Below are 16,861 nucleotides of genomic sequence, written 5' to 3'. Positions count from 1 at the left end.
CCGCCGCCCCGCCGCTCGATCCCCGGGTCCGCCCGCGTTGGTCCTCCCCCACCCCGTCTGGCACCCTGTCACCTCAGGACCACGGGGGCGCGTTCTGTCCGCGCCGGCGAGGGGGACACGATGCCCGAGGAGCTGGAACTGACGGCCGCGGTACGGCTGGTGCGCGACGCGTTGCTGAGCGCCGCCGCCGACACGCATGACGACCTGCGCTTCGAGGTGGGCCCGGTCGGCATGGAGTTCACGGTCGAACTGCGCCGGGACGTCGCCGCGAAGACCGGCTTCCGGGCCTGGGTCCTGTCCGGCGACGCGGAGGCGAGGGCCGGCCGGACCCGCACCCACAAGGTCTCGCTGACCCTCACGCCGAAGCGGGCCGACGGCCGGGCGGTGGAGATCTCCCGGAACCTGGCGGACGGGCACCCGGCGGACGGGGGCCTGCCGGGCGACGACGGCGGGGCCGACGACGGCTCCGCCCTCTTCCTGGCGCCCGACGCCTCCTGACCGCCCCTCCCGCGCGAAGGGGCACGGACGCCATGAACAGAAGCCGGCTGGTCGCCGTGCGTGCCGACGGGGAGAGCGGCGGCGGCAGGGTCGGTTCGGGGTGCGTGATCGCGCCCCGCCTGGTGCTGACGGCGGGCCACGCGCTGCCCCCGCGGGAGACCGCCGGGCCGGCCGCCGGTGCACGGGTGCGGGTGCGGGTGCAGTTGTTCACCGCCCGGCGGCTCGTACCCGCCGCCGTCGTCTGGGACGGCCGGCCGGCGGGCCTCGACGCGGCCCTGCTGGAGGTGGCGCCGGAGGACTGGCCGCCCGACGTCGCGGACTCCCCGGTGCGGTTCGGCCGGTTCGTGACCCTGCGGGCGGGGCAGCCCGCCGACGCCCTGGGGTTCGCCCGGGCCCAGGCCTCCTCCCCCGCCGGTCTGGAGACCGCCCAGGTCTCCGGCACGGTGAGCCCCGGGGACCGGATGATCGCCGACCGCTGGGAACTCGGTGTCGACCGCGCCCCCGCCGACCTCGGCGAGTCCCCGTGGAGCGGGATGTCGGGGGCGGCGCTGTGGAGCGGCCCGCTGCTGTGCGGCGTGGTGGTGGTGGACTCGGCGCACTGGAACCACGGCAAGCTCCAGGCGGTACCGGCCCACCGGCTGCTGGCCCAGGAGGAGTTCCGGTCGCTGCTGGCCCGGCGCACGGGGTACGTGCCGTCGGCCGAGGCGGTGGAACTGGAGGCGCTGTGCGAACCCGCCGTGCCCAGCCGCGCCCCGCGGCTGCCGTCCGAGTTGCTGCGCCCGCAGGCCGAAGCGGTGCCCTTCACCGGCCGGGACCGGGAGCTGCGGGACTTCGAGGACTGGTGCGTCGAGGGCGGCGGCCTCGCCACCCGGCTGATCACCGGGCTGGGCGGCCAGGGCAAGTCCCGTTTCGCCCGGGAACTGTCGGCGCGTATGGCGACCCGCGGCTGGGTCGCCGCGCTGCTGCGCGAGTCCGCCGCCGAACGGGACGGCCTGGTCCGGGGTTTGCGGGCGCTGACCGCCGTCGACCAGCGGATGCTGCTCGTCATGGACTACGCCGAGACCAGCCCCGAGCTGATCGGCGACGTGCTGGAGGTGCTGGAGGCGCGCGGCGGCCACCATCCCGTACGGATCGTGCTGATCCGCAGCGCGGGCGAGTGGTGGGAGCAGCTCCCGGGTGCCACCGCGCGCAGCGCCGGGACGCTGAGCGGGGCGCACACCGTCGAACTCCGCGACGTCGCCACGACGCCCGCGCGACGCGCCCTGATGTACGAGGAGGCGGTGCGGGCGCTGGCCCGGCGGCTGCCCGGGCTGGGGGAGCTGACGGAGTACGCCCGCGTCGACTGGGCCGAGGTCGAGCGGGCGGTTCTGTCGCGGCCCTACCGGGACTTCGACAACGGCTCCGCCCTGCATCTGCACATGCGGGCCCTGCTGCACCTCCTCACGGAGGCCGACCTCCGGACGGACCGGCCGACGGACGGCCCTCCGGACGGCCGTGGGGGCAGCCGCGGGAGCAGCCGTGCCCCGGCCGGCCCGGGCCCGGCCGCGCCGCGGATCCCCCGCCCGGGCCGGGAGCCGGACGTCCGGGCGCAGCTCCTCGGGCACGAACGGCGGTACTGGAAGCGGACCGCCGGCGCCTGGTCCGAACTCGACGGCCTCGGCCACGACGTGCTGGCCGACGCGGTGGCGACGGCCACGCTGACCAGGACCGCCGATCCGCGCCGCGCCACCGAACTGCTGGGACTGCTCCCGGGCCTGGCCGGCGAGGAGCGGATCAGGGCCGCGGCCAAATGGCTCCACCGGCTGTATCCGCCGACCGAGGCGTCGTACTGGGGCGCCCTGGAGCCCGATCTGCTGGGCGAGTACCACGTGGCCCTGCGGTGCCGCGGGAACAGGGCCCTGCTGGGTTCGCTGCTGCCCCGGCTGGGCGGCCGTGAGGCCGAACGGGCGCTGACCGTGCTGGCCCGGGCCGAGGCCCAGCCCGGCTGCCCCTGCCCGGATCTGGCGGAGCAGGTGGCGGACCTGATCGTCGGCCACCCCGACGCCCTGGCCGTCCCGGCGGTGGTGGTCGCCGGGCGGTCGGAGAACCCGGGCTTCCTGCTGCACGCGCTGCACCGGCTGGTGGAGCGGCCGGACCTGCCGCTCGACCTGCTGGAGGTGCTGCACGCGGCGGTGCCGGACCGCAGCCGTCTGCTGGGCGAGCAGGCGCTGGACATCGCCCGGCGACTCGTCCACGCGCACCGCCGCCGGGCCCGTCTCGCGGGCGGCGTCCTCGCCCCGGCCCCGGTGCGGGCCGACCTGGCGGGGGCGGAACACAACCTCGCGGTCCGGCTGAGCTCCGTACGGCGGTGGACGGACGCCGTGGAACGCAGCGGCCGTGCGGTACGGCTGTACCGCGGGCTGGCCCGCAGCGACCCGGGCGCGTACCTCCCGCTGCTCGCCGAGTCGATCGGGGTGCGCTGGGGCGCGCTGTTCGAACTGGGCCGGTACCGCGAGGCGCTGGCGGACTGCACGGAGGCGGTGCAGGTCGGCCGGCGGCTGGTGGCGGGCGGGTCCGGGGTGCGGACAGCGGGCGGGTCCGGGGCGCGGACGGCAGCCGGCTCCGAGGCGCGAACGGCAGCCGGCTCCGAGGCGCGAACGGCGGCCGCCTCGATGCCGCACCGGGCCCGGCTGGCGCAGGCGCTGAGCAGCCTCTCCGTGGTGCTGGCCTCGCGGTACCTGCGCGCGGAGGCGCTCAGCGCCGGTGAGGAGGCCGTGGAGATCCTGGAGGAACTGGTCCGCGACCGGCCCACCCGCCAGCACCTCGCCCTGCTCGCCGGGGCGCTGCACAACCTCGCCAACCGGCGCTCACCGGGCCAGGACGCCCTGGAGACGGTGACCCACGCCGTCCTGATCCGGCGCCGGCTCGCCCAGGTCCATCCGGACGCCTACCTGCCCGCCCTGGTGGAGTCCCTGCACAACCAGGCGCTGGAGCTGACCGCGCTGAACCGCTACTCGGCGGCGGTGCGGGTCATCGACGAATGCCTGCGGGTGACGCTGCACCTGGTGGAGGACCAGCCCACCATCCACCGTCCCACGCTGGCCCGGGTGCTCGGGACCCGGGCCGGGGCGCTCAGCGGGGCCGGCGCGCACACCCAGGCGGTCCGTACGGCGGTGCGGGCGCTGCTGCTCCTCCAGGACCTCGCGCGCGAGCGGCCCGCCGAGTACGAGCAGGCCATCGAGGCCATGACCCGGCACACGGCGAACGTGGCCTGGGACGCGTACGCCGGCTGGGACGAGGCGGCCGGGGCCGCGTGGTGGCTGCGGCTGCACCAGGAGGCCAACCGCCGGGCCGCGGTGCGCCGGGAACGGGAGCGGCGGGAGCGGTGGCGCGCGACCCGGTGGCGCCGGGTCCCGGAATGGCTGGGCCGGTGGGCCGGGATCCGGCTGACGGTGTCACGCCGGCACGATCCGGCGCGGCCCGCGGCGCGGATCCCCCGTTTCGGGGTGGACCTCACCGTGCCGCCCGTCCCCGGCACCCCGGACGGCGACGAGAGGATCCGTGACCAGCGGGAGTTCCGCAAGCTGCTGGACCAGGGAGACCTGATCCGGGTGGACACCCCGAAGCCGGACACGATGCGCGGGCTGTCCGAGCTCGAACAGGCGCTGGCGCGCGCCTACGAGATGGAGGTGGCCATGGAGTCGTACCTGCCGGACCAGGCGCCGTAGCGCTCGGGGCGAGGCGCCGCCCCGGCCGCGGGCGCCCGCCGGAAACGCGCTCGGTACGGTCACCGTCGCCGCGGCCCTCACGCGTCGGCTGCTCCGCCCCGTCCGCACGACGTGTCCCGGAGGCGGAGCGCCAGCTCGGCGTCGAACCGGAAGTTCGCGTCGCCGAGGCGGTCCCCGAAGAGTTCCCTCAGCTGACGCAGCCGGTTGCGGGCCGTCTGGGGATGGATGCCCAGCGCCGTGGCGACCTCCGGCGCGGACCGGCTCCAGGAGGAGAGCAGGGCGCGCAGCGTCTCCTCGAGGCGTTTGGCCTTGCCCAGTGACAGTCCTTCCAGGGGATCGACCAGCCGCTCGGCCACCAGGGCGCTGACGGGATCGCCCGCCAGCAGGATGAGGTCGGTCAGATGTGTCTCGGCCTTCACCAGTGACGTGTCGCCCGGGATGCGGCCCCGGCGGATGTGGTGCACCGTCAGGCGGGCGCAGTGCAGCGACAGCCACGCCTCCGCCAGGGGGACCGCCGGCCCCACGACCAGGCGCCGGCCGGGGAACGCCGCCCGCAGGCGCTGCTCCCCTTCCGGTCCGGCCCTGACCGGGAGGACCGCACGCAGTTCGGTGCCGCGAGGGACGAACAGAACGTCGGGGAAATGCCCGAGCGGTGGCGTGGTCTGGTTCTCGACGACGAGACACGAGACCTGGTCGGGCAGTGGCCACCGCGCCTTGTCGGCCAGGACCTCCAGTGCGGCGCCTCCGTCGAGGTCGCGTTGCAGCAGACGCTCGGCCAGCGCGCGGCGGTGGTCGGCGATCTCGTCGGTGCCCAGCGCTTTGGCCTCGGCATAGCCTTTGGTCGACTCGTTGGCCAAGGCGTTGATGTGGACCAGCACGGCCTCGCCCAGGCGCAGCACCGCCGAGAGCGGCAGATCGGCCTGACGGGCGGATTCGACGTAGCAGCGGCAGGCGACCTGCGCCCCGATGCGGTACGCCTCCTGAAGGTGGTCGAGGTCGCGGCCGGCGAAGAACTCGGTGCGGCCCAGTCTGCGGAAATAGGCGGTGACCTGGTCCTGCGGCCGGCCGGGGTCCTCGATGAGTTCCACGAACTGGTAGACGGCGCGCCGGACCGCGCCGACCAGGTCGCGCCCGACGGGGGACTCCAGCGATCCGCGGTAGCTGGCCACGCTGCGCTGGATGACCTGGATCATCTCGGTGGCGATGGTGTCCGCTCGGGGCCGCAGCACGTGGGCCATCTCGACCGGCAACTCGAACCAAGGGTCGTAGATCGGGGCCGTGACGTTGTTCCTTCCCACTCCGAGCACCTCCAGCCGGCACGGTGTGAACTGCTGCTGACAACTTGTCTCACATGCCGAGCCCTTGGGCAAGAGTGGGCCAGGACCGGTGCAGCGCGCGCTCCCAGTAGGGCCAGTCGTGCGTGCCGTTCCCGTAGAAATCGCTGGTCACCGGCAGTCCGTTGGCCTGGAGCTTCGCCACGAACTGCTGTGAGGTGCCCAGGGCGGCGGGTTCGAGGGCGTCCGCGCCCTCGTCCGGCGCGAGATCACTGGGCAGGCCGTTTCCGGACGATACGTAGAGCGCCTTTCCGCGGAGTGCCTCGACGTTGTCGTACGGATTGTGGGACCGCCACAATCCGTTGGTCAGGAGCTCTTCGCCCCACAGGGCCGTCCAGTTCCAGATTCCCTCCCGGACGAGGATGCTCTTTATCAGCGCGGGAACACCGAAGGACAGCGTATTGAGCATTCCGCTGTAGGAGGCGGCGGCCCCGAACAGCTCCGGGTGCCGGAACGCGTAGTGCATGGCGCCGAATCCGCCGATGGACAGGCCGGCCACGGACCGCTGGGTGCCGGCCCGGTAATTGCGTTCGAGGATCTGCCGCACCTCGGTGACGTGGAAGGTCTCCCAGTCCGGCTTCGAACTGAGGCCGAAGTTCCACCATGCCGAGTACATTCCGGCCGGCCCGTCGGAGGGCATGACGACCATCACGTCCTTGTCGGCGGTGAACTCCTCGACGTCGGTGAACTGGGTCCACGCGCGGTAGTCGGCCGTGTCGCAGCAGCCGTGCAGCAGCCACAGGGCCGGCCAGGTCCGGTCGGTCCGGCTGTCCCAGTTCTCGGGGAGGAGGACGCGGACCATGGCTCGCCGGCCGAGGGCGGGGGAATCGATCTCCAGATCGACGGTGCGGTCGTCGATCCGGGTCTCGCTCACGACGCTCGCGCCGTCGTCGGCGGGCACGGACACGGACGCGGCGACGGCGGGCGCGGCCGCGGGGGTGAGGGGGGTCACGGTCAGCGCGGCGGCCAGCAGGGCCACGGCAGCCGCACGATATCCGCCTGGAATTCTCATGCTCTTTCCTTTCCTGACGAGGGGCGAGGAGGGGCCGGCGAGCGGCGACGGGGGGCGGAACTCACAGCGGGATGTTCCCGTGTTTGCGCGCGGGGAGTTGTTTGCGTTTCGAGCGGAGCGAGCGAAAGGCCCGTGCCACCTCGACACGCGTCGCCGCGGGGCGAATGACGCGATCGACGTAGCCCCGCTCGGCGGCCGGATACGGTGACGCCGTCCTGGCCCGGTAGTCGTCCACCAGGGCTTGCCTGATCCGGTCGCGGTCGCCCGCGTCGGTCTCCCGCAGGGTGCGCCGGTGCAGGACGGCGACCGCGCCCTCGGCACCCATGACCGCGATCTCCGCCGAGGGCCAGGCGAGGTTGACGTCGGCCCCGAGGTGCTTGGAGCCCATGACCGCGTAGCCACCGCCGTAGGCCTTGCGGACCACGACGGTCACCTTGGGGACGGTCGCCTCGGCGTACGCGTAGAGGAGTTTCGCTCCGCGCCGGATGATGCCCGCCCGTTCCTGGGCCACTCCCGGCAGGTATCCGGGGACGTCGGCGAGGGTGAGCAGCGGAATCCCGAAGGCATCGCAGAACCGGACGAAACGAGCCGCCTTCTCGGAGGCGTCGATGTCGATGACTCCGGCGAGGTGGCGGGGCTGGTTCGCCACCACGCCGACCGTGCCGCCCTCGATCCGGGCGAACGCGCAGAGCATGTTGGGCGCGAACCCGTCGTGCACCTCCAGGAATTCGTGGTCGTCGGCGAGGGCGGCGACGAGTTCCCGCATGTCGTACGACCGGTCGGGGTCGCCGGGGACGAGGGAGTCCAGCGCCCGGTCGGTGGGGGTGATCTCGTCGCCGGAGGGGGACGGGTAGGTGGGAACGGGGTCCATGTTGTTGGCCGGGAGGTACCCCAGGAGGGTCCGGACCCAGTCGACGGCGTCGGGCTCGTCGCCGGCCCGGTAGTGGGCGTTGCCGGACACCGCGCTGTTGACGGCGGCGCCGCCGAGGTCGGCGGCGCTGACGCGTTCACCGGTGACGGCGGCGACGACGTCCGGTCCGGTGACGAACATGTGCGCCGTCCCGTCGACCATCACGGTGAAATCGGTGAGGGCCGGGGTGTAGACCGCACCGCCCGCGCAGGGCCCGAGGACCAGGGAGACCTGCGGCACCACCCCGGAAGCGGCGACGTTGCGCATGGCGATCTCGGCGTAGTACGCCAGTGACGTCACGCCCTCCTGGATGCGGGCCCCGCCGGAGTCGTTGATGCCCACGATCGGGCACCCGATGTCGAGGGCACGGTCCATGATCTTGAGGACCTTTTCGCCGAAGACCTCGCCGAGACTGCCGCCCAGGACGCTGAAGTCCTGGGAGAACAGGCAGACGGGGCGTCCGTCCACGGTGGCCTGGCCGGTCACCACGCCGTCGCCGTAGGGACGGTGGTCCGACATGCCGAAGTCGGTGCAGCGGTGCCGGGCGAAGCGGTCGAACTCGGTGAAGGAGCCGGGATCGACGAGCAGGTCGATCCGCTCACGAGCGGTCAGCTTGCCCTTGGCGTGCTGGCGTTCGCCCGCGCTCTTCTCGTTGACCCGCAGGACTTCGTCGTCGCGTGCGAGCAGATCGGCGATGTCCACGGCGGTGCCGTCGGAGCGGCGGTCAGCCACGGTGGCCTCCTGGGACGTGTGTCGTCGACTCCAGTTCCTTGAGCAGCCGATGCGCCACGACGTCGATGTGGGGCGGATCGATCACGGAGATGTGGTCTCCGGGGACGGGTACGACGTCGAGGCCGGGGCACAGGGCGTCCCAGCCCAGGGCGGTGTCGGTGCGCAGGTAGCGGGGGTCCAGCGACGTGGTGAGGGGGTGCGGCTCGGCGGCGCGGAAGAGCAGGACCGGGCCGCCGTACGGCTGCGGCCGGTAGGTCTCGGCGATGCGCGCGTCGAGGTACGAGGTGTACTGGTGGTGCAGGGCGGCCTGTCCCAGCTGCGGGACCCGCTCGCGGATGCGTGCGACGACCTGGTCGAACAGGTCGAGGTCGGTTCCCTGGCCGAGGGCCGGAGCGTCCAGGCCGAGCGGCACGCCGTAGGTGCGCTCGACGTGCTCGGCGAAACGCGCGACGCGGGTGAGGCGGGCCCTGTCGACGTCGTCGGTGGGCAGGGGGAGGATGGCGTCGATCAGGAAGAGCAGGTCGACCTCGGCGCCGGCCGCGGTCAGCTGCCGCGCGACCTCGTACGCCAGGCAGCCGCCGAAGGACCAGCCTCCGAGCCGGTAGGGCCCGTGGGGGCGCAGGCGGCGGATCTCGGCGATGTAGGCGGCGGCCTTGGCCTCCACGGTGTCGACGGCGTCGAGCCGTTCCAGCCCGTAGCAGTTCGCCGCCCCGCCGATCCGGTCGGCGAGCGGCCGGTAGACCGCGGTGGGTCCGCCCGCGGGGTGGAACAGGAAGAGCGCCGCTTCCCGTCCGTGGTCGGCGAGCACCCGCACCGGTCCGTCGGCGCCGCCCTCGATCCGGTGGCGCAGAAGATCGGCGACGGTGGCGATCGTGTCCGTGCCGGTGAGCCGGACGGGGTCGTCTCCGGGCAGGGCGGCGTTCATCTCGTGCGCCAGGCGGACCCGGTCCGCGTCCGTGGCGCCCGCGGTGTCCAGGGTGACGTCGACGGCACGGCCGTGGGCACCGAGCACCCCGCGCCAGTGCCGGGCGACCCAGCGCTCGGCGGTGTCGCGCGGTTCCGGGCCCGGGGCGCTGTCGGTGCCCGGCCGTTGCCGGGGCACCGCTGTCGTCCCGGTGGCGAGCCGTTCGGCCAGCGCGGCGGCGAGCTCGGTGGTCGACGCGCCGCGCAACAGCAACGGGAGCGGCAGCGGCACCCCGATGTCGCGTTCGACGGTGGAGCGTGCCCGCATGGCGGTGAGCGAGTCCAGTCCCAGTGCCGTCAGCGGCGCGTCGGGGTCGAGGGACGACGGGTCGGCACGGAGCAGTTCGCCGAACACGACGAGCAGATGGCCGGTGATCGCCTCCGGCGTGGTGCCGACGGCCGCCCGCGCCGAGGCCGGCGCCGGTGCCGCGGACTCCGCGAAGTAGGCCCGGCCCACGGCGTCGGGGAACATGTCCCGCACGGAGTTCATGTCCAGTCGGAACACACCGACCTGGGACAGTCCCGAGGCCAGGAGCTCCCCCAGGGCGGCGAACCCTTCGACGGGGCCGAGGCGCGCGGCCGCGGACTCCGCCGCCGCGACGGCGGCGCCGATCCCGGACCAGGCACCCCAGTGGACGGTGACCACCGGGACACCCCGCGCGCGCCGGTGGGCGCCGAAGGCGTCGAGCCAGGCGTTCGCGGTGGCGTAGGCGGCCTGCCCCGGGGAGCCGAGCAGGGCCGCGGCCGAGGAGTAGTCCACCCACCAGTCCAGATCGAGCGCCGCCGTCGCCTCGTGCAGCCGCAGGGCGCCGTCGGCCTTGGCCCGCCAGACGGTGTCGAGCTGGCCGTCGGTCATGGCCACCACGGCCGCGTCGTCGAGGACGCCCGCGGCGTGGATCACGCCGCGGACCGGGATGCCGTCCGCGCCGCCCGCGGCGACCATGCGGTCCGCGGTGCGGGCGTCGGCGATGTCACCGCTGACCACGGCCACCTCGACGCCCGTCGCGCGCATCCGGTCGATGCTCCCGGCGGCGGCGGGCGCGGGCGGCCGGCGGCCGGCGAGCACCAGCCGGGTCGCGCCCCGCTCGGCGAGCCACTCGGCGGTGGCCAGACCGAGGCCGGTGAGACCGCCGGTGATCAGGTAGGAGCCCGGCCGTACGACCGGGGTGCGGGAGGTGCGGGAGGTGCGCAGGGTGCGCGGGGTGCGCGGGGGTGGCGTGCCGCTCCGCAGTCTGCGCACGTACCGGACGCCGCCGCGCCACGCGACCTCGTCGTCCGGCGGGGAGACGAGGATCTCGGCGGCCGCCTCCGCCACGGACCGCTCGTCGGGCGCCGGGTCGAGGTCCAGGAGGGTGGCGCGCAGCTCCGGGTGCTCGAAGGCGAGGACGCGGACCAGCGCGCGCAGTGCCGCCCGACCCGGGTGTCCGGGCTGGTCGTCGGTGATCGGGACGGCGCCCCGGGTCACCAGCCACAGCCGCGGCGGGGCGTCGAGCTCGGCCAGGGCGCGCACGGTGTCCGCGACGGAGGCGACGAGCCTGCGGGCCGCTCGCGGATCGAGCGGTGCGGAGGGGCCGCCGATGGCCAGGACCACGCTGTCGCGGCCGGCCGCGTGGGCGGCGGCCTGGTGCGCCGGGGCCACGTGTGCCCGTCCCCCGTGTGCGGTGATCTCGTCGGCCAGCTCGGCCGTCCAGGTGGCTCCGTGGTCCAGCAGCACCTGGGTGCCGTGAGGTCCCGTGGGCCGGGGCGGCCCGTCGTACGGCAGGGGTGTCCAGACGGCGTGATGGCCGAGCCGGTCGAGGCCCAGGGGAAGGTCTCCAGCGCTCAGGGGGGCGCACTCGACGGACGCGAACGTCGCCACCACCTGGTCGCGGGCGTCGAGGAGCTGTACGTCCCCGCGGCGGACGGCTCCCTGTCCGGCCGGCGCGAGCCTGGCCCGGACCCGTACGCCCGCGGCGGCGTCGCCGCTCACGTGGACGCCGCCGAAGCGGACCGGCAGCCAGGCCGTGCGGGCGGCCTCGTCGGCGTCGACCGCCGCGGCCAGCGCGTGCAGGCAGGCGTCGGCCTGGGCGGGGTGCAGGTGGAAGCGGCGCAGGCGCAGGTGCGCGGGCACGGCGAGGTCGGCCCGGGCGGTGCCCGCCGACGCCGTGACCGACCGCAGCGCCCGGAACGCCGGCCCGTAGCGCTGTCCGACGCCGTCGAGACGCCGGTAGAGGTCGACCGGGGCGCCGTCGGGCACGACGAGGGCGTCGGCTGGGTGGTCGCCGGGCACGGCGGAGACGTCGACCGGGCCGCCGTCGGACACGGCGAAGGCATCGGCTGGGTGGTCGCCGGGCACGGCGGAGACGTCGACCGGGCCGCCGTCGGACACGGCGAAGGCATCGGCTGGGTGGTCGCCGGGCACGGCGAAGGCATCGACCGGGCCGCCGTCGGACACGGCGAAGGCATCGACCGGGCCGCCGTCGGGCACGGCGAAGGCGTCGGCCGTGCGGCGCCGGGCCGGCACGGCGGTGCCATCGGCCGTACGGCGCCGGGCCGACACGGCGGTGGCATCGGCCGTGTGGCGCCGGGCCGGCACGGCGGTGGCGTCGGCCAGCAGGACGTGCCGGTCCCCCACGGGTCCGTACACGCGTACGGCCAGTCCGGTGCCGGTCCGGCGTCCGCGCAGGCACACCCGGGTCCGCTCGGCCAGCGGAAGCATGCGGTGCAGCACCAGGTCGCGCACCCCGACCGGACCGAGCACCGACTGTCCGGCGGCGAGCACCAGCTCCAGGTGGGCGGTGGCCGGCAGGACCGGTACGCCGTCGACGGCGTGATCGGCCAGCCACGGGTGGTCGGCCAGTCCGACGTCGCCGAACCACACGTGCCCGTCGCCCTCAGGCAGTTCGTTTCCCTCCCCCAGCAGGGGATGGCCCCCGGCGGGCCGGCCCGCCGGGGCGGGCGGCACCCAGTACTCGCGGTGCTCCCAGCCCGGCGCGGGCAGGTCGAGCACCACCCGGTCGGGGTGCCGGGCGAGCAGGACACCCGGGTGTCCCAGGACGTGGGCGCGCGCCACCGCGGCGGCGAATCCCCCGGTCGAGCCGTCCGGGTCACGGCGTACGGTCGCCAGCACCTGTGCGGCCGGCTCCCGGCCGGCCGCGGTCTGTTCGACGGCGATCGTCGCTATGGGGTGAGCGGACACCTCGACGAAGCTGTGGTGGCCGTCGTCGAGGGCGGCCGCCACGGCCTGGGTGAACCGGACCGGACGGCGCAGGTTGGCCGCCCAGTAGGCGGCGTCGAAGGCTGCCTCTTTCCGGGGGTCGTCGGTGACGGTGGAGTACACGGGGATCGTGGGCGGGGCGGGACGGACCGGCCCCAGGTCGGCGCGGAACCGGCCCAGCAGGGGGTCCACCGCGGCCGAGTGGCCGGCGCCGCCCACCTTCAGCATCCGTGCCATGCCGCCGCCCGCGCCGACGTGGGCGACCAGGGCGGCGACCTGTTCGCGCGGTCCGCTGACGGTGCACTGGGCCGGGGACGCGTGGACGGCGACGGTGACCGAGGGGAACGCCTCGCGCAGCTCGGCGAGTCCGTCCGCCGACAGTTCGACCGCGGCCATCGCCCCCGCGCCCGCACCGTCGACCTCGGCCAGCAGGGCGGTACGGGCGAGCACCACCCGGAGGCCGTCCCGAGCGCTCAGCGCCCCCGCCACGACGGCGGCGGCGATCTCGCCGATCGAGTGGCCGATCACCGCGCCGGGTGTCACGCCGTGGGCGCGCCACAGCTCGGCCAGGGCGAGCTGCATGCCGAACAGTGCGGGCTGGTGGACCCGGAAGTCCTGGGCCCCCGCGTGCTCGCCCAGGGCCTCCGAGAGCCGGAATCCCGCCAGGTCGGCGTAGTGGCCGTCCAGTGCGGACACCGCTCGGGCGAACGCCGGTTCCTCCTGGAGGAGCCGGGCGCCCATCGCCGGCCACTGCGACCCGTAGCCGGAGAACACGAAGACCGGTGCCTCGTCGAGCGCCGGGGACGGCCGCGCGGTGTCCAGCAGTGCGTGGGGGCGGCCGGCGGCGAGGGCTCTCAGCGCGGCGAGGACGCCGGACCGGTCGGTGGCGACGATCGCCGCGCGGCAGACGCCGTGGTCGCGGCCGTGGGCCAGCGCGGCGGCCAGCCGGTGCGGCGGCACGTCCCGCTCGGTCAGCCAGTCGGCGAGTGCCCGGGCGTCGCGCGCGAGCCGTTCGGTGGTCGGTGCTCCGAGGCCGATCACGGCGGGGCGCCCGTGCGGCTGGCCCGGCGGTGGTGCGGAGCGCGGCCACTCCTCGAGGACGAGGTGGGCGTTGGTGCCGCCGAACCCGAACGCGGACACTCCCGCACGGGCCTGGCCCGAGTGGCGGGGCCACACGGTGCTCTCGGTGACGACCCGCAGCCGGGACATGTCGATGTGGGGGTTGGGTTCGGTGTGGTTGCGGCTGGCCGGGATGCGGCCGTGGTGCAGGGCCAGCACGGTCTTGATCAGGCCGGCGATGCCCGCGGCGCCCTCCAGGTGGCCGATGTTGCTCTTGACCGAGCCGATGAGCAGCGGGCGGTCGTCGGGCCGGTCGGCGGCGAGGGCCTCCGACAGGGCGGCCGCCTCGATGGGATCGCCCAGCAGGGTGCCGGTGCCGTGCGCCTCCACGTAGTCGACGGTGGACGCCGGGACCCCGGCCGCGGCGTACGCCTGACGCAGCAGTCGCCGCTGGGCCAGCGGATTGGGGGCCAGCAGGCCGTTGGAGCGGCCGTCGGAGTTCACGGCCCCGCCACGGATCACGGCGAGGACCCGGTCCCCCGCCCGGCGGGCGTCGGCGAGCCGCTTGAGGACGACCACACCGCAGCCCTCGCCGCGGACGATGCCGTCGGCGGCCGCGTCGAACGGTTTGCACCGCCCGTCGGGGGCCAGCGCGCCGGCGGCGGCGAACGACGCGCTCACCCCTGGCGTGGTGAGCAGATTGACGCCGCAGGCCAGGGCGGCGTCCGCCTCCTGGAGCGCCAGCGCGCGCACCGCCTGGTGCACGGCCACCAGTGACGACGAGCACGCGGTGTCGATGGTCATGCTGGGACCGTGGACGCCCAGGGCGTAGGACAGCCGGTTGGCCGCGATCGAGCCCGCCGCGCCCTGGCTCGACCACGCGTCGGCCCGGGCCGTGTCGGCGAGGGTGAGCAGCGAGTACTCGGTGGCCGACAGCCCGACCCAGACGCCCGTGTCGGTGCCCCGCAGTCGCCCCGGCGGGATCCCCGCGTGGGCCAGTGCCTCCCAGGCGACCTCCAGCAGCAGCCGCTGCTGCGGGTCCATCAGTGCGGCCTCCTCGGGAGAGACGCCGAAGAACTCGGCGTCGAAGGAGGCGATGCCGGCGAGCACGCCCGCCTGCCGGGGCACGTCGTCGCCCGCCTGGGGCCAGCGCTCCGCGGGGACCTCGCCGACCGCGTCCCGGCTCTCCAGCAGCAGGGACCAGTACGCCTCGGCCGTGGCGGCGCCGGGGACCCGGCACGCGAGGCCCACCACCGCGACCGGCGGGAAGGCGGCCGCGCGCGCCTCGACCGCTTCGTCCGGGCCGGCGGCTTCGGCGAGGACCTTCGCCAGGTCGGTGACCGTGGGCGCGCTCCACAGCAGGGTGGGGGGCAGGTCGCGGCCGGCCCGGCGGGCGACGGCCGCGGCGACGGCGACCGTCTGCCGCGAGGACAGCCCGCACTCGCGCAGCGGGCGGGACAGGTCGGCGTCGGTGAGTTCGTGGCCCAGCTCGGTGCCCACCAGGGTGCGTAACCAGAGCAGCCATGCGCGCTCGTCGCGCGGCGTGGCCGTCACGACGCGTTCCGCAGGAAGCGGGCCCGGGCGCCGGACCGGCTGATCTTTCCGCTGGAGGTGCGCGGGACCTCTCCCGGCCCCAGCAGCACCATCGCGTGCAGTCCGATGCCGTGCACGTCGGTCAGTGCCGTCCGCACCGTGGCGATGATCTCGCTGTCGGGGACGGCGTCCGGGTCGACGCCCTTGGCCCGCTCGGCCAGCAGGACCAGCCGTTCGCCGTCGTCGGTCGGGACACCGAAGGCGGCCACCGCGTGCCTGCGGACGCCGGGGTGCGCCCGCTCGACGGTGAGCTCTATGTCCTGCGGGTAGTGGTTGCGCCCGTCCAGGACCACGAGGTCCTTGATGCGCCCGGTGATGCAGAGGTGGCCGTCGACGATCACACCGAGGTCGCCGGTGCGCAGCCAGCGGCCCTCCCCGTCCTCGACGAAGACGGCCGCCGTCTCCTGCGGCCTGCCCCAGTAGCCCAGGCCCACGTTGCCGCCGCTGACCCAGATCTCTCCCACCCGGGCCTCGGGCAGCGGCGCGGCCGTGACCGGGTCGGTGATCCGTATCCGCTGGCCGGCCGGAAGACCGCAACCGACCAGCGTGGCCACTCCGGCCGCACCCGCCGCGCCTTCCACTCCGGCCGCGCCCGCCGCGCCTTCCGCTCCTTCCACTCCTGCCACGCCCGCCGCTCCTTCCGCGCCCGCCCCTCCTTTCACTCCCGACGCTCCTTCCGCTTCGACGGCGTGTCCGGCCGCGAGGGCGTCCCGGTCCAGGCGGATCATCCGCGGCCCCTCCCCTGCGGGGGAGGCCGACACCAGTACGGTCGCCTCGGCCAGCCCGTAGGCGGGGCGGTGGGCGTGGGGCGGCAGGCCGCAGTCGGTGAACGCCGCCCGGAACAGCTCGATGTTCGCGGGCAGGATCGGTTCGCTGCCGTCGATCAGCGCGACGACGTGGTCGAGGTTCAGCAGGGCGCGATCGGCCTCGGTGACACGCGTGGCGGCGTAGGCGTAGGCGAAACTCGGTGCGGCGGTGATCGCGCCCGGGTTGGCCGACATCGCGCGCAGCCATCGGGCCGGGTCGGCGAGGAACGCCTCCGGGTCCATCAGCACCGCCCGGGTCGCCGACACCACGGGGGCGGCGAGTCCGATCACCAGTCCCATGTCGTGGAACAGCGGCAGCCAGGACACGTTGACGGTGTGCCCGGGCCGCATGCCGAAGGTGTCGAGGACCTGACGGCAGTTCACGAGGACGTTGCGGTGGCTCACCATGACGCCGGCCGGGGCCCTGGTGGACCCGGAGGTGTATTGCAGGTAGGCGATGTCGTCGGGGTCGGTCCGGACGGGTTCGGCGATGCGCTCGCCGGCGGCGGGCAGGGCGTCGACCGCCACCACCTGGCCCTCGGCGAAGCCCTGGGCGCCCGCGAACTCCTGTACGGCGTGGACCTCACGCCAGGTGGTGAGCAGCAGGGCCGGCGCGCAGTCGGCGAGCACGCCGGACAACCGCTGCCACTGCCGGGCGTCGCCCGGAGGGAACAGGGGCACCGCGATCAGCCCCGCGCGGATCACCCCGAGGAACGACGCGAGGTAGTCGATCGACTGGGCGCACATCACCGCGGCCCGGTCGCCCGCGGACGCCCGGGGCCGGATCCAGGCGGCCACGGCGTCGGCTCGTTCGTCGAGTTCTCTCCAGGTGACGGTGGTGGCCACGCCGTCACGGACCCGGGAGTGGTCGAGGTGGGTGACGGCGGGTTCGTCGCCTCGGCGGTCGGCACATCGGCGCAGCAGGCCGGACAGCGTCCGCGGGGACGGCGCCTCGGAGGTGGGGGTGGGGGTGGCGGGTTCGGCTCGTTGCACGCGCATGGGGTTCTCGGCAATCGTGGAGGGAACGGGACGGGGAACGTGAGGGGGAAAG

Annotated in this window: 7 protein-coding genes; 2 read left to right on the top strand and 5 right to left on the bottom strand. The window is 75.0% G+C overall.

What is annotated here, in order from left to right:
- The first annotated feature begins 120 nt into the window (after nt 1-120).
- Both ACFYWQ_RS34015 and ACFYWQ_RS34010 read left to right on the top strand, forming a co-directional pair.
- On the top strand, nt 121-498 hold the full coding sequence (locus tag ACFYWQ_RS34015; RefSeq protein WP_389521909.1) for a trypco2 family protein: 378 nt from the start codon (nt 121-123) through the stop codon (nt 496-498).
- A gap of 32 nt (nt 499-530) precedes the next feature.
- Nucleotides 531-4,205, top strand: coding sequence for a tetratricopeptide repeat protein (locus ACFYWQ_RS34010; protein WP_389521907.1), 3,675 nt, complete (start codon nt 531-533; stop codon nt 4,203-4,205).
- Between the two features lie 77 nt (nt 4,206-4,282).
- Here the strand turns inward: ACFYWQ_RS34010 and ACFYWQ_RS34005 are convergent, their stop codons facing one another.
- From ACFYWQ_RS34005 to ACFYWQ_RS33985, 5 genes are all read right to left on the bottom strand, one after another.
- A complete protein-coding gene (locus ACFYWQ_RS34005) occupies nt 4,283-5,503 on the bottom strand; it encodes a helix-turn-helix domain-containing protein (protein ID WP_389521905.1) in 1,221 nt (406 codons plus the stop codon).
- 49 nt (nt 5,504-5,552) lie between these two features.
- The gene (locus ACFYWQ_RS34000; RefSeq protein ID WP_389521903.1) at nt 5,553-6,551 is read right to left on the bottom strand and encodes an alpha/beta hydrolase; all 999 of its coding nucleotides are present in this window, start codon (nt 6,549-6,551) and stop codon (nt 5,553-5,555) included.
- Between the two features lie 61 nt (nt 6,552-6,612).
- Nucleotides 6,613-8,193, bottom strand: coding sequence for an acyl-CoA carboxylase subunit beta (locus ACFYWQ_RS33995; RefSeq protein WP_389521902.1), 1,581 nt, complete (start codon nt 8,191-8,193; stop codon nt 6,613-6,615).
- Nucleotides 8,186-14,965 (bottom strand): SDR family NAD(P)-dependent oxidoreductase, encoded by a 6,780-nt coding sequence (locus ACFYWQ_RS33990; RefSeq protein WP_389521900.1) that lies wholly within the window; start codon nt 14,963-14,965, stop codon nt 8,186-8,188. Before ACFYWQ_RS33990 ends, ACFYWQ_RS33995 begins: the two co-directional genes overlap by 8 nt.
- Nucleotides 14,962-16,809 (bottom strand): fatty acyl-AMP ligase, encoded by a 1,848-nt coding sequence (locus tag ACFYWQ_RS33985; protein WP_389521898.1) that lies wholly within the window; start codon nt 16,807-16,809, stop codon nt 14,962-14,964. The genes ACFYWQ_RS33990 and ACFYWQ_RS33985 overlap by 4 nt, the downstream gene beginning before the upstream one ends.
- Nucleotides 16,810-16,861: the final 52 nt, after the last annotated feature.

The organism is Streptomyces sp. NPDC003247, from assembly GCF_042888135.1.
Taxonomy (GTDB): Bacteria; Actinomycetota; Actinomycetes; order Streptomycetales; family Streptomycetaceae; genus Streptomyces.
The sequence above is the reverse complement of the archived record's forward strand: the minus strand, read 5'-3'. Positions and strand labels throughout refer to the sequence as shown.